This is a genomic window from Streptomyces canus, assembly GCF_030816965.1.
GTDB classification, from domain to species: Bacteria; Actinomycetota; Actinomycetes; order Streptomycetales; family Streptomycetaceae; genus Streptomyces; species Streptomyces canus_E.
Window position 1 is genome coordinate 4,747,501 of the sequence record NZ_JAUSYQ010000002.1, and the last position, 14,779, is coordinate 4,762,279.

Sequence of the window (14,779 nt, forward strand, 5' to 3'; positions counted from 1 at the left end):
CGGCGTGAGGCCGAGGCGCTTGGCGAGATCGCTGGGACCCATCCGATAGGGGGCACCGGAGAGCACGAGGGCCTTGAGGACCTCCCACTCGGCGTTGCTGATGCCGAGATCTGCGGTCTGACGGCCATAAGCGACGTTCATGCGGCGGTTCAGACGAGAGAGCGCCGAGACGATCTGCTCGACCTGAGGGTCGAGGTCCTGGAACTCGCGCTGGTAGGCGGCGATCTGCTCTTCGAGCGTCGGCTCGGGGACGCCAGGAGTCTCGGCCATGGTCGCAGTATGGCACGCGCCTTCTTTGCCTTGAAGTCCTTCACTATGTACTCTTCAACTTCGAACTTTAGCTTTGAAGTCTTCACTCCTAACTAGTGAGAGAGGTGAACGTGACCAGGGCGATGGGCGCAGCGATGCGCCGGATCCACGTGGGCAACGCACTCAGCGCGTTCGGGCTCGGTTTCACCGTCCCCTATCTGTACGTCTATGTGGCGCAGGTGCGTGGGCTGGGGGCCATGACGGCGGGGCTGGTCCTCACCGTCTTCGCCGTGGCGGCACTGATCGTGCTGCCGTTCGCCGGGCGGGCCATCGTCCGGCGGGGCCCGCTGCCGGTGCTGCTCGTCGCCCTGATCACGGCCGCGCTCGGCGCACTGAGTCTCGGACTCGCCGGCCATGCGGCGACCGTGCTGCTGGCGGCGGCCGCGCTGGGGGCCGGTCAGGCCGTCATGCAGCCGGCGCTGGCGACGATGATCGTGGACTGCTCCACCTCGGAGACGCGGTCCCGGGCTTTCGCGACGCAGTTCTTCCTGCAGAATCTCGGACTCGGCGTCGGGGGTCTCATCGGCGGGCATCTCGTCGACACCTCGAGCGCCACGTCCTTCACCATGCTGTTCGCGATCGAGGCGGCGGTGTTCCTGCTGCTGGTGGTCGTGATGGCGACCCTGCGGCTGCCGCACGCGCCCCGCGTCGAGGGCGCGCCGACCCAGTCCGCCAAGAGCGGCTGGAAGCAGTTGCTCGGCAACCGCGCCATGGTGCAGCTGTGCGTGTTGGGCTTCGTGTTGTTCTTCGCCTGCTACGGACAGTTCGAGTCCGGGCTGAGCGCCTACGGCGTCGAGGCCGCCGGTATCTCCACCTCCGCGCTGGGGACGGCTCTGGCCGCCAACACCGCGATGATCGTGGTGGCGCAGTTCGCCGTGCTGAAGTTCGTGGAGCGGCGGAAGCGGTCACGGGTGATCGCCGCGGTCGGGATCATCTGGTCCGTGGCGTGGATCGTGGCGGGCTACGCAGGCCTCGGCCACGGCAGCCGGGAGATGGCCACGGCCGCCTTCGTGTCGACGTACGCCTTGTTCGGACTGGGTGAGGCGATGCTGTCGCCGACGGTGGCCCCCCTGGTCGCCGATCTGGCGCCGGAGGGAATGGCGGGCCAGTACAACTCCGCCTTCGCCCTGGTGAAGCAGCTCGCCCTGGCGGTGGGCCCGGCGGTCGGCGGCCCTATGGGTGCCTCCCTGCATGCGCCGTACATCGTGACGTTCCTGCTGTTCTCCCTGGGGATCACCTACCTGGCCGTGCGACTGGGCAGGCAGCTGACCCCGGCTCAGAACCAGCCGTCACTGAGCAGGAGCCGTGTGGTGGCCCAGGGGGGAAAGCAGACGGAATCCGTCACCGTCTGACTGCGACGCGCCCATACCGGCCACAGGCAACCCGCACCCCCCCGCGGCGTTACCCCTTCGGCAACACGAACTCGCACCAGACCGCCTTCCCGCCCCCCGGAGTCCTCCGCGACCCCCAGTTCGACGCGATGGTCGCCACGATGGCGATGCCCCGGCCGGACTCGTCGCCGGGTTCCGCGCGCCGACGCCGGGGCAGATGGTCGTCCCCGTCCGTCACCTCGACGATCAGTCGCCGGTCGGTACGGCGGAGCCGCAACCGCATGGGCGGGGCCCCGTGCTGCAGGGAGTTGGCGACCAGCTCGCTCACCGCCAGCACGCCCAGATCATGCAGTTCCACCGGGAACCGCCAGCTCGTCAGCACGCCGGAGGCGAACGCACGCGCGCGTGGAGCCGCCTCGACTCCGCCCAGCAGTTCCAATGCGGCGTTGCGGAAGAGATCGCCGTCGGGGCCCAGGTGGGCCGGGTGCTGGAGGACCATGACGGCCACGTCGTCGTCGTGTTCCGCGGTGACGCCGGCCGAGCGGACCAGGCGGTCGCAGATCACCTGGGGGGTGCCGGTCGCGCCGGCCAGGGCGCGCTCCAGCGCGGCGATGCCCTCGTCCAGGTCCTCGTCACGGCGTTCGACCAGGCCGTCCGTGTAGAGCACCGCCGTGGAACCGGGGCCGAGCGGGATGGAGCCCGAGGTGTGCATCCAGCCGCCGGTGCCCAGCGGCGGGCCGGTGGGTTCGTCGGCGCGCAGGACGACGCCGCTCTCGTCACGGACCAGGATGGGCAGGTGACCAGCCGAGGCGTAGACCAGCTTGCCCTCGTTCGGATCGTGGATGGCGTACGCGCATGTGGCGATCTGGTTGGCGTCGATCTCCATGGCGAGGCCGTCCAGGAGCTGGAGGATCTCGTGCGGGGGCAGGTCCAGGCGGGCGTACGCCCTGACGGCCGTGCGGAGCTGGCCCATGACCGCCGCCGCGCGGACCCCTCGGCCCATGACGTCGCCGATGACCAGGGCCGTGCGGCCGCCGCCGAGGGTGATGACGTCGTACCAGTCGCCGCCGACCGCGGCCTCCGTGCCGCCGGGAAGATAGGTGGCGGCGATGCGCAGGTCGTCCGGTTCCTCGAGTTCCTGGGGGAGCAGGCTGCGCTGGAGGGTCACGGCGGTCTCGCGCTGGCGGCGTTCGCTGGCCCGGAGGCGCTCGGCGGCCTCGGCGTGGTCGGTGACGTCGGTCGCGAATACGAGGACACCGCTGCCACCGCCACCCCCGCCGTGTCCTTCCGTCACCGGGGTGCAGGTGAAGGTGTAGGAGCGGCCGTCGGGGGCCTTGCGGGACTTGACGGTGCGTGGCTTGCCGCTGCGCAGGACCTGGTCGAGGAGCGGGAGGAGGCCGATCTCGTCGAGCTCCGGGAGGGCTCGGCGGGCCGGTTCGCCGGTGGGGCGCAGGCCGAAGGCGACCACATAGGCGTCGTTGACGTAGGCGAGGCGGTGGTCGGGGCCGTGGACGAGGGCGACGAGGGCGGGGACACGGTCGAGGACCTCGCGTACGGGGAGTTCGTCGACGGCGGGAGCCGGCACGGTCAGTTGTTCGGCGCGGGCCGCGGGGACGGCGCCGTCGCTCAGGCGGTCCTCGGTGACCAAATCGTCGGTCCGCGCTGCGGCGCGGCGCTGCGTTCCGGGGAGGCGGGCGCTCCAGCGCGTGAAGTTCACGAATCCTTGCCTCGTGTCGTCGTCTTCGGCGTCTTCGGGCCGGCTCCGGGCCCGGCCGGTGGGCTGGGGACGGCAGCCCGGGGGTGCAGCACGGGGAAACCTCTTGGTTCGAGGGGCGGGCGGCTGCCCGTCCGAAGTCGGGCACCAGTCTGGCAGGGTGACCGACCGGGTCGACATTCGTCAGACGCCGGGGCGGTCCGTGGAGTTCCTCGGTCCGGTCAGGACGACCCCTTCGGGTCGTTCTTCGGGTCGTGAGGATGTTTTCCACCGGCCGCGAGTTCGAACTCCGCTCGGGGATGTTCGAGTGAACCGAGGGAGACGATCTCCCTCTTGAAGAGCCCCGACAGGGTCCATTCGGCCAGGACGCGGGCCTTGCGGTTGAAGGTGGGGACCCTGCTGAGGTGGTAGACGCGGTGCATGAACCAGGCAGGGTAGCCCTTCAGCTTGCGTCCGTAGACGTACGCGACACCTTTGTGGAGGCCCAGGGAGGCCACCGAGCCGACGTACTTGTGGGAGTACGTCTCCAGGGGCTCGCCCCGCAGCGCGTGCACGATGTTGTCGCCGAGGACCCTGGCCTGGCGGACGGCGTGCTGGGCGTTGGGTGCCGTCTCCTTGCCGGGCTCCTCGGCGGTGACGTCCGGGACGGCGGCCGCGTCTCCGGCCGCCCACGCGTGCGTGGTGCCGTCGACGGTGAGCTGAGGGGTGCACTTCAGTCGCCCGCGGTCATTGAGGGGGAGGTCGGTGGCGGCCAGGAGCGGGCTGGGTTTGACGCCGGCCGTCCACACGACCGTACGCGTGGGAAAGCGGTTGCCGTCGCTGAGGACGGCGACGCGGTCCACGCAGGACTCCAGGCGGGTGTTCAGGCGTACGTCGATGTTGCGGCGGCGCAGTTCGCTGACCGTGTAGCGGCCCATGTCCTCGCCGACCTCGGGGAGGATGCGGTCGGAGGCCTCGACGAGGATCCACTTCATGTCCTCGGGACGGACGTTGTGGTAGTAGCGCGCGGTGTAGCGGGCCATGTCCTCCAGCTCGCCGAGTGCCTCCACGCCCGCGTAGCCGCCGCCGACGAAGACGAAGGTGAGGGCTGCGTCGCGGATCGCGGGGTCGCGGGTGGAGGAGGCGATGTCCATCTGCTCGATGACGTGGTTGCGCAGGCCGATGGCCTCCTCGACCGTCTTGAACCCGATGGCGTGGTCGGCGAGTCCGGGGATCGGCAGCGTGCGCGCGATCGAACCAGGGGCGAGGACGAGTTCGTCGTACGACAGCTGCTCGCCGCCCGTGCGCTCCTCCTCGGTGGCGAGGGTGGTGACGGAGGCCGTGCGCTTGGCGTGGTCGATCGCGGTGGCCTCGCCGACGACGACACGGCAGCGGTCGAGGACCCGGCGCAGTGGTACGACGACATGGCGCGGGGAGATGGATCCGGCGGCCGCTTCCGGCAGGAACGGTTGATAGGTCATGTACGGGTCGGGCGTGACGATCGTGATCTCGACTTCTCCCCGATCGAGTTCCCGTTTCAGCTTCCGCTGCAGACGCAGAGCCGTGTACATCCCGACGTAGCCGCCGCCGACAACCAGAATGCGCGCACGTTCCTTCACCATCCCATGACGCACCCGTCGCTTGAGTTTGTCCACAGCCTCGACAAATTGTGTGACCGGAGTTCGTCGGCGCGCCGGGTTGGCCGGATCTGCGGAGTGCGCGGAAGGTGCGCAGGTCAATGGGGGTGCGCCGGGCGGGCGGAGGGGGTGCAATCGGGGCGTTTGGCACCCGTACTCCGATCGGGGGGCGCTCCGTGCGGAACCTGCCCCTTCTGAATTGACCCCCGCTCAACTATGTTCGTGTGTCGACGGGGTGTAGGGGGATGCGCTCCGGGTCCGCGACGGGCGGACTCGCGAAACGGGCTTGTTCCGCACGCTCCGGCTTTCGATGACGGGGAGAGTCTCCGGGGGGAGACGTCATTACCGGGGGATTATTTATGCACATTCAGGACTCTCATTGGTCTACCGCGTCCGCCATCGCACCCGGTGGCGGGGCGATGGGCGGCGCGATGGGTTCGGCGATGAGCGCGGCGGGCAACGGACGTGACGGATCACGTTCGGCCCCGCTGCGCGTGGACGCACAGCGCAACCTGGAACACGTACTGCGCGCGGCGCGCGAGGTCTTCGGTGAGCTGGGCTACGGCGCGCCGATGGAGGACGTGGCGCGGCGCGCCCGGGTCGGTGTCGGCACGGTGTACCGGCGCTTCCCGAGCAAGGACGTCCTGGTCCGGCGGATAGCCGAGGAGGAGACCTCCCGGCTGACCGACCAGGCGCGGGCGGCGCTCGGCCAGGAGGACGAGCCGTGGTCGGCGCTGTCGCGCTTCCTGCGCACGTCGGTCGCGTCCGGTGCCGGGCGGCTGCTGCCGCCGCAGGTGCTGCGGGTCGGCGTCGCCGACGAGGGCACCGATGGCTACGACGGGTCGCGGGTGCCGCAGCAGCGGACGACTCCGGGCTCCGGCGAGCTGCGGCTGGTGCCGGAGGAGGCCCCGATGGTCTCCGCCGACGACGACACCGGGGCGGCGGCGCTGCTGGAGGTCGTGGGCCGGCTCGTGGACCGGGCACGGGCGGCCGGTGAGCTGCGGACCGATGTGTCGGTGTCGGACGTCCTGCTGGTGATCGCGACCGCGGCGCCCTCGCTGCCGGACGCGGCGCAGCAGGCGGCGGCCTCGGCGCGGCTGCTGGACATCCTGCTGGAGGGGTTGCGGTCCCGGCCGGTGTGACTCGAAAGGATGACAGCGGGGGTGCGGTCGTCTGACGTCCGCACCCGGGAACATTCCGGCGCTTTCCGGGCGGGCGAACCAACTCCTGCACCAGCCGCGACAGTTGAGTCTTCCCCGGACGGATGATCCTCGGTGCTGCCGTGCGGGAAGTCCCCACAGGCGGGCGGATGCTCCGTACGGCAGGGCACTGACCAAAAGCCAATATGGCACTCTGACCCGGTGTTCGGGACTGGTTGGGCCGGCGGCGGGGGCATTCCGCGATGAGCGTTGACGGGCGGAACGAACCCCTTGGCGAGGGCGACGGGGAAGCCGAGGGCACCCCACAGGTGCCGGGCCAGGGCAGCCGCGCCGGGATCCCGCAGGGCGGAATCCCGGCACAGGCCGGCGAACCCGTCGAGGGCACCGTCCCGGCGCAGCGCGACCGGAGGCAGGACGGCGGCCTCCTGCCGCCGCCCAGGGAGATGCCCACGTCCGACGCCGACCTGATCGATCGGATGCGCTCCGGCGACGACACGGCCTACGAAGAGCTCTACCGGCGCCACGCGGGGTCGGTGCGCCGCTACGCCCGCACCTGTTGCCGCGACGGCCACACGGCGGACGACCTCACCGCCGAGGTCTTCGCCCGCATGTTGCAGGCCGTACGCGGCGGCCACGGCCCCGAGCACGCCGTGCGTCCCTATCTGCTCACCAGCATCCGCCGCGTCGCCGTCGGCTGGACGAAGTCGGCCAGGCGGGAGCAGCTCGTCGACGACTTCGCGGTGTTCGCCGCGCAGGCCACGCGTTCGTCGGAGGTCTCCGACGACGCCTTGGACCTGGGCGCCGACGTGCGCGCGATGCATGTGGCCGAGCAGTCCATGGCCATGCAGGCCTTCCGCTCGCTGCCCGAACGCTGGCAGGCCGTCCTGTGGCACACCGAGGTCGAGGACGAGTCGCCGAGCGAGGTCGCCACGCTCTTCGGACTCGACGCCAATGGCACGCGTGTGCTGGCCAGCCGCGCCCGCGAGGGCCTCAAGCAGGCGTACCTCCAGGCCCACGTCAGCGCCACCCTCGCCGCCGACGAGGAGTGCGCCCGCTACGCCGACCGGCTGGGCGCCTACACCCGCGGCGGCTTGCGCACCCGTGCCGAACGGGGTCTGCGCAAGCACCTGGAGGAGTGCGCCAAGTGCCGGCTGGCCGCGGGCCAGATCAAGGAAGTCGCCGGCGGTATCCCGGCCGTCGTACCGATCGCGGTCATCGGCTGGTTCGGGGCTGCCGGGTACGCCAAGGCCGTCGGGCTCGTCGCGGGCGGCGCCGGGGCGGGAGCGGCCGGTGCCGCGGGCGCGGCCGCCGCAGCGCGCGGGGGCTCCTCGGGGGGAGCGGGAGCCGGCGGCGCAGCGGCCTCGGAGGGGCTGGGCGCGCCGGTGAAGGCCGGTATCGCGGCCGGTGTGGTCGCCGTGGCCGCCGCCGCGGTGGCGCTCGCGCTGACCGGCGACGACAGCCCGGCCAGGAAGCCGGACGCCAAACCGCCCGCGTCCGCGCCGGTGGTCGAGCCGGCCGACCCCGCGCCCACGCCGGTGGTCGAGCCGGCCGATCCCGCGCCCACGCCTTCCCCGAGGAAGCCCGAGCCGGCGCCCCCCGTGATCCCCGTCGCGGCCGCACCGTCCCCGAAGCCGACACCGACCCGCACTCCCACACCGGCCCAGAAGCCCACCCCGACTCCCACGCCGAAGCCGACACCGCCCCCGACGCCCGCCCCCACGCCCACGCCCACGCCCACCCCTACGCCGACTCCCCCGCCCCCTCCGGCCTTCCACCAGTGGAGCGAGCTGGCCTACGACATCTCCGGCGACGGCAGCGAGCCCGAGATGCGGATCGGCGAGAGCAGCTGGGTGTGGCAGCGTTACGGCGTCTCGGTCGCCGACCAGGCGTACGCCCACGGCGTGACCGTGCACGGCCGCTCCTCCGTCACGATCGACCTCAACCGCGCCTGCTCCTCCTACGACGCGATGGTCGGCGTCGACGACATGACGCTTGGCCTCGGCAAGGTGTACTTCTCCGTCTACGCCGACGGGGTGCGGCTGTGGAGGTCCGGGCTGCTCGAGGGCGGCGAACGGGCCGTGCCCGTGCATGTGAACCTCGCCGGGCGCAGGTCCGTACGCCTGGTGGTCGAGCCGCACAGCCCCATCGACGACGTGATGCTCGCGGACTGGGCGGAGTCGAAGTTCAGGTGTTCATAGCGCGCCGCGCCCACTCCACCTCGTCGAGTTCGGCGAGGGCCTCGGCCGGGGTGAGGGCCGAGCCCCGGGCGTGTTCCGCCGCGTAGCGCACGGGGCCCAGGACGGTGCGGGCGGTGGCCTCCGCTCGCTCCGCCTCCACGCATTCGGGGTGCGGGCGCGGGTCGCCGCCGCGCCAGCGGTCCGCGGCGCCGAGCAGCCGGACCGCGCGCGGGAGGTCGCCGAGGTCGCAGAGCAGGGCCGCCGCGCCGTCCACGAGCGTCGCCACGACCGTGTCGGAACACCGCCTCTCGATCGCCTCCCGGACGGTGTCCGCCAGCAGGGGCAGTCCCTGCTCCGGGCCCGACTCGGCGGCAGTCACCATCGCGGCGACCGAGTTCAGCATCACCGTGAACTGGGGTGGCGGGGACGACTGACCGATCTCCTCGCGCACCCCGTCGACCAACTCGCGCGCACGGGCGGTGTCCTTGTCCTCCAGGGCGATGTGGGCCCGCATCAGCCTGACGAACGCCCGGGTCTCCGGGACGCCGTACCGGTCACCCGCGGCGCTCGCCTCGTCCAGGGTGGTCAGCGCGGTGGAGCGGTCGCCGGTGCGGTACGCGACCTCGGCGAGCCGGGCGATGAGAAACGGCGTCTCGGCGTACGCCCCCACCTCGTAGGCGAGGCGCAGTGCCTCCTCGTACTCCTCCTTGGCCTCGGCGGGGCGGCCGCGGGCCATGGCAGCCTCGCCGGCCGCGCTGCTGACCTGGGCGCGCAGCCAGCGGTCGCCCACGCGGCGGCTGAGCACGCGGAGTTCCTCCAGGTCGTCGTCCACACCGGTCAGGCCGCCCGGGGAGTCGACCACCATGTGGGTGCGCAGCATCAGGGCGGTGGCTACGGCCCAGTCGTCGCCGTGGGTTCGGCAGTGGGCGACGGAGGCGTCCATCAGGGGGCGGATGTCCACCGGTTCCTTCAGCGTGAGGCCGATCATGGGCCAGACGATGCCGGGGAGGCGGGCGGCGTCCGGGCCGCCCTGGGCGAAGTGGTTGCGGACGAGTTCCACATAGCGGCGCAGCCGGGGGTCCAGATCGCCGTCCATGGGCTCCGTCTCGGCCTTGAGGAAGAGATGCAGCATCCGGAGGTTCATGCGTCGGCGGTGTGCCGGGTGGTTCGTCTCGGTGTGCGGGGCGGTGAGGTAGGCGTCGATCGGGTCCGGGGCTTCGCCATCGGACCGGAGGTGGTGCGTGCCCGTCATGGCCGCCCCGTCCAGGGCCACCCCCAGGCGCAGGAGCCTGTCCACCCAGGTCATTCCCTCGCGGCGGTAGTTGCGCAGCCACCAGAACCAGCCCATGGCGAGAACCAGGGCACCGGCCTGCGCCTCGTCGCCCGCGGTGAGCGTGCGGTCGACGCCCGCGCGGATGTTGTCCAGCTCGGTCTCCAGACGGGAGATCCACGGGAGCTGTCCGGCCGAACGCAGCTGCGGTTCGGCCTCCTCGACGAGCGCGCGCACCCACGCGCGGTGCCGGAGCTCGGCGGCGGCGCGCAGCTCGGGGCGCTCGGCGGCGCGCTCGACGGCGTACTCGTGGATGGTCTCCAGCAGGCGGTAGCGCATGCCGTCGGAGCCGTCCCGCTCGTGTGGGGTGGCCACGATCAGGGACTTGTCCACGAGTGCACCCAGCAGCTCCGCGGCCGGCCCGGTGCACACGGCCTCCGCCGCTTCCAGCTCCCAGCCGCCCGCGAACACGGACACCTCGCACAGCAGTGTCCGTTCCCGCTCGTCCAGCAGCTCCCAGGACCAGTCGACGACGGCCCGCAGGGTCTGCTGGCGGGGCAGGACGGTACGGCTGCCGGAGGTCAGCAGGCGGAAACGGTCGTCGAGGCGGTCGGCGATCTGGCGGGGGGTGAGCAGGCGCAGGCGGGCCGCCGCCAGTTCGATGGCGAGCGGCAGCCCGTCGAGGCGCCGGCAGATCTCGGCGACGGCCTCCTGGTCGGCGAGCACGGTGGCCGCGTCGGGGCGGACGGCGGCGGCGCGCTCGGCGAACAGGCGGTGGGCCTGGTCGGGGAGGAGGGGTTCGACCGGCCGCACGGATTCGCCAGGCACGCCCAGGGGTTCCCGGCTGGTGGCGAGGACGGTGAGCCCCGGGCAGCGGGTGAGGAGGGTCTCCGCGAGGCGGGCCGCCGCCTCGATGACATGTTCGCAGTTGTCAAGGATCAGGAGCTCACTGCGCTGGCCGCAGTACTCGACGAGCAGGGCGATCGGGTCGTCCTGCGGGGCCGTCAGCTCGGTGGTCATGAGCACGGTCTCGCGCAGACCGAGCGCGCTGACCACCGCGCCGGGCACCGCCTCAGGCCGGTCGAGCGGGGCGAGCTCGACCAGCCACGCCTGCGGGAACCCGGAGGCGGCTTCCTCGGCGAGACGGGTCTTTCCGGATCCGCCCGGTCCGGTGAGGGTGACGAGGCGGGCCCTGTGCAATTCGGAACGGATGGCGTCGAGTTCGGGTTCCCGGCCCACGAAAGAGGTAAGTCGCGGACGGATGTTGCCGGTGCGTTCGGCACGGGGGCGGCTGAGAGGTGCCGTGAGCAGCTCGGCGTGCAGGTCTCGCAACTCCGAGCCCGGGTCGGTGCCGAGGCCGTCGGCGAGAGCGCGGCGGGCGGTCTCGTAGGCGGCGAGGGCGTCGGCGCCGCGGCCGGTGTCGCGCAGGGCACGGATGAGCAGAACGTGCAGCGGCTCGTCGTACGGATGCGTCCCGGTCAGCTCCTTCAGTTCCGGTACGACGTCCTGGGCACGGCCGAGCAGCAGATCCGCTTCGATCCGGGTCCGGGTGGCCTCCAGGCGCAGTGTCTCGGGGCGGGTCGCGGCGGTGCGGTCGGGGAGGTCGGCGAGGGCGTCACCGCGCCACAGGGCGAGGGCCGCGGTGAGGTTCCGCGCGGCTGTCCGTGCGTCCCGGTGGGCCAGGGCGACGGTTCCCTGCCGTACGAGGCGCTCGAAGACATACAGGTCCACGTCGTCCTCGGCGGCGGCCAGCCGGTAGCCGCCGGGTTCGGAGACGATCGCGTCCTTGCCGACGGTACGGCGGAGCCGGCCGACCAGTGCCTGGAGGGCGGCCGGGGCGTCCTGGGGCGGCTCCTGACCCCAGACCTCGTCGATCAGGGTCTCGGGGCTCGCGGTACGGCCGGGGCGGAGGGCGAGGGCGGCGAGCAGGGCGCGCACGCGGGGGCCGCCGAGGGGTATGCCGGTACCGTGATCGTCCGCCGCCTCGGTCACGCCCAGGATTCTGTACCGCACGGAGCCATTGTCGCCGGGTTCCTGACAGGAGCCGGGGAGTTTCGCCGATGGGTGTGCCTGGCTGTGTCCTCGGGGCGGGCCGCGGGCGCGGGGCTTGGGCCGGGCGCCTATTGGGGGTGCCGGGTCGGGTTGTCCGGCGGCGGCGGGTCCGTTGTGGCTCGTCGCGCAGTTCCCCGCGCCCCTGGGGAGCTGCAGCCACCCGCGCCACGACGGACCGTTCGCCACCTCGCGCGCCCCGACGGACCGATCACCGCACCCCGCGCCACGAAGGACCATTCGCCACCTCGCCCACCACAACGGACCGTTCACCGCACCGCGCGCCCCGCCGGACCGTTCACCGCACCGCGTGCCCCGCCGGACCGTTGGCCGTGTACGGCGGCAAGGGGACGGGGTGGGGGTGTCCGCCCGCAGCGGCCGGCGTCCGGCACCGAGCCCTGCTCAAAGAAACCGAGCCGCCGGACCGAGGACGGATACCCCCCACCCCGGCCCCGACCCACCCACAGACCGCACGCGCTACACCCGCCCCCACCGAACCGAAACAGGCCGCCGCAGGCACCCCGCCCAACCGCCGGAGGCACCCGCCCCCGCCAAAGCCGAAACGGGCCGCCACAGGCACTCAGGGGCGCGGGGAACCGCGCACAACGCCCGCCCCCACCGAACCGAAGCAGGCCGCCGCAGGCACCCCCGCTCAACCGCCGGAGGCACCCGCCCCCAACGCCCCCCGCTGCGGCCGGATCCCCGCCGGTACCGCACGCGCGCGTGCCGGGGTTCCGGTCCAGCAGGTGCCTCGGCGGGCCAGCAGCCGACCCAGCCACAGCTCCAGCGAGACCAGGTCCGCCAAGCCGTCCAGAGGCAGGGGTTCGCCCTCCGCCGCCGCCCGCAGCGCCTTGCGGACCACCCGGGCCTCCACCAGCCCCGCCTGCGCCAGTAACGGCGTGCCGAACAGGGACATCAAGGAGTCCGCCGCCACCCGCAGCCCCGTACGGGTCGCCGCGGCCGAGGACGCGTGGGACGGGGCACCCCAGCCGGGCGGGAGGTCGGAGACACCGGCGCCCTCCAGGACCGTACGGAGGATTTCCGCACGGGCCCCCGGCCGGACCCGCAGCGCCTCGGGAAGGGCACGGCAGGCACGCACCACCTGGTTGTCCAGGAACGGCGCGTGCAGCCGCTGGGAGCGGATCTCCGCGGCCTGCTCCAGGACGCGAAGGTCCGAGGCGTGACGCGCGAGTGCCGCACGCGCGCGGAAATCGCCGGGATGCTGCCCGGGCCCCACCCCGGATCGATGCGTGGCCCCCTGCAGGCGAACCGATACTTCAGCCAGCGCCTCCCCCGTCAGCCAGCGCGCCGCAGGGCCCGGTCTGGCCCAGGTGAGCGCGGCGAGAGACGCCCCCACCGCACCCCCGGGTTCGTCGAAACGCTGGTGCATGAGCCGGTCGGCCAACATCTCCAGACCGACCCGGTACGGCGTACGGGCCAGCCGCCGCGCGGCGCCGTACACCCGCGCGGGGACGAGTACGGAACCGTCCGCCTTGGTCAGGGCGGCCACAGGCCGGACCAGATGGCGCCGCTTGCGGTCCATCAGCAGGTCCGCGAGGCGCGCCGGATGCGCGTCCAGCACCTGCCGGGCCCCGTAGCCGGTGAAGTGGTCGGCGCTGCCCGCGGCCAGCCGAGCACGGTGCCGCGCGGCCGTCACCAGGCACGGCCCGGGTTCGTCCGTCAGCGGCCCGTCCAGTTCGGCGTAGGGAAGCGTTTCCTCGCCGCCGGTCACCACCACATGGTGCAGCCGGGGATTCGCCGCGAGCGTCCCCGCCCGTTCCAGCTCGGCCTCCCGTCCGCCCACGGCGAGGTCGTTGAAGGTGACCGCGAGCAGCCGCTCGCCGGCCCCGGTGCCGTGCCCCAGGACCGTCCCCGGCATCCCTGGCAGCCCGGCGGCCAGCAGGGCGAGCGTCCCCGACGCGGGCCCCCCGGACAGGTCGGCCCCGATCCCCGGTACCGGCATCCCGCGCGCGGCACGGCGTTCGGCGGGCCCCATGCCGGGCACGGGACCGGGGTCGATGTCGGGCACGTGGCGGGGCGCGGAGAGCCGGGCACGCACCGCCTCGACCAGAGCGTCCCGCACACCGTCGACCGCGCTGTCCGGGTCGGCGGAGGGCGCGGCGACCGCGAGGGAGGCGACCGGCTCGTAGCCGGCGATCTCGCGTGCGCCGTTGCGCAGGATCAGCGCGTGACCCGGCGGAATGCGCCGTACGCCCTCGTAGGGCGTGGAGTCGTGGAGCGCGGCCGGTACGTCGGGGGCGGCGAGCAGCGCGGCGAGGTGCCCGAAGTCGAGGTTGGCCTCGATGAGGTCGGCCAGGGGCAGGGCCGCCGTCGCGTAGGCCGTACCGCCGGCCCAGGGGGTGTAGAACACCGGCCGCGCGCCCGCCAGATCGCCGCCCACGGTGATCCGGCGGCCCACCTGGACCACCGCCGTGTACGCCCCCGACCAGGCCGTCAGATGCCGAAGTGCCCCTCCGCGCGCGGCGAGCAGTCCGACCCGCAGCTGTTCGTCGGAGGCCCCGCAGGTGCCGAGGACCGCGATCCGGGTCTGCGCGTCGACCGTGACCACGCGCACCTCGTCGGGGCGCCAGTCGCCGACCGCCCACAGCGGATCCGGGTCGCCCCACAACAGGTGGGAACCCACCGGGTGCACGGTCTCGCCGTCGCCTCCGGTCGCCCCCGCCGTCCCGATTCCGGAGACGCCCGCGGCGGTGCTGCTCCATCCCACCAACCACCGCATCGACGCCTCCACAGGCTGTGGACAACCAGTGCACCGTACGAACCGGTCACCATGCTGCCATGAAGGAAGCGTGCCGGAGGGCCGGTGGAGTCGCTTGAGATGCGGGGAACGCGCCCCTGTGAACACCCGCGTACGCGTGCGAACACCCACGCGAGGCAAGGGAAGTGCGACGCGAATGCGCCCCCGATACGCTCCCCCAAAACGCCTAACGCGCCCTCAACTACCATGGTAGGAGGGCTGATCGCCCGCGAGGACGAGGGTCTGTTTTCAGCCAAATCGGCGTCACGGGGACAGGCTCGCGCACGCTCCGTACACAGTCCGCGCGCCGCACGACAGGCGCGCAGCCCGGGAGACGCCACTTCGCCCCCCGGGCCCGTCCGCCGCCCGCGGGGATGAAGGCGGCGGTGTCCCCC

8 protein-coding genes (1 of these 8 cut by a window edge) are annotated in these 14,779 nt (G+C 72.8%); 3 read left to right on the forward strand and 5 right to left on the reverse strand.

Annotated features, from left to right (window positions below; all coding sequences use genetic code 11):
* Positions 1–270, reverse strand: the 5' portion of a protein-coding gene (locus QF027_RS22740; RefSeq protein WP_307076631.1) for a MarR family winged helix-turn-helix transcriptional regulator. Its footprint begins 279 nt before the window's first position; only the first 270 of its 549 coding nucleotides appear in the window; it begins with the start codon at positions 268–270; its stop codon lies beyond the left edge, outside the window.
* Positions 271–392: 122 nt separating this feature from the next.
* On the opposite strand from QF027_RS22740, the gene QF027_RS22745 reads away from it, so the two are divergent.
* Positions 393–1,661, forward strand: a complete 1,269-nt coding sequence (locus tag QF027_RS22745) for an MFS transporter (protein ID WP_307082467.1) — start codon at positions 393–395, stop codon at positions 1,659–1,661.
* 49 nt (positions 1,662–1,710) lie between these two features.
* On the opposite strand, the gene QF027_RS22750 is transcribed toward QF027_RS22745, so the two are convergent.
* Both QF027_RS22750 and QF027_RS22755 read right to left on the reverse strand, forming a co-directional pair.
* Positions 1,711–3,357, reverse strand: a complete 1,647-nt coding sequence (locus tag QF027_RS22750) for an ATP-binding SpoIIE family protein phosphatase (RefSeq protein WP_306979351.1) — start codon at positions 3,355–3,357, stop codon at positions 1,711–1,713.
* Positions 3,358–3,575: 218 nt separating this feature from the next.
* Entirely contained in the window at positions 3,576–4,955 is a 1,380-nt protein-coding gene (locus tag QF027_RS22755) for an NAD(P)/FAD-dependent oxidoreductase (protein WP_306979349.1), read from the reverse strand.
* A 374-nt stretch (positions 4,956–5,329) separates the two neighbouring features.
* Between QF027_RS22755 and QF027_RS22760 the strand changes: the two genes are divergently transcribed.
* Positions 5,330–6,112, forward strand: coding sequence for a TetR/AcrR family transcriptional regulator (locus QF027_RS22760; protein ID WP_306979347.1), 783 nt, complete (start codon positions 5,330–5,332; stop codon positions 6,110–6,112).
* A 260-nt stretch (positions 6,113–6,372) separates the two neighbouring features.
* Positions 6,373–8,328: a sigma-70 family RNA polymerase sigma factor gene (locus QF027_RS22765; RefSeq protein ID WP_307076634.1), complete on the forward strand. Its 1,956-nt coding sequence runs from the start codon at positions 6,373–6,375 to the stop codon at positions 8,326–8,328.
* Here the strand turns inward: QF027_RS22765 and QF027_RS22770 are convergent.
* Both QF027_RS22770 and QF027_RS22775 read right to left on the reverse strand, forming a co-directional pair.
* Positions 8,315–11,590, reverse strand: a complete 3,276-nt coding sequence (locus QF027_RS22770) for a BTAD domain-containing putative transcriptional regulator (protein ID WP_307076636.1) — start codon at positions 11,588–11,590, stop codon at positions 8,315–8,317. The two genes, QF027_RS22765 and QF027_RS22770, sit on opposite strands and share 14 nt — an antisense overlap.
* 688 nt (positions 11,591–12,278) lie before the next feature.
* Entirely contained in the window at positions 12,279–14,366 is a 2,088-nt protein-coding gene (locus QF027_RS22775) for an asparagine synthase-related protein (protein ID WP_307076638.1), read from the reverse strand.
* Positions 14,367–14,779 lie beyond the last annotated feature (413 nt).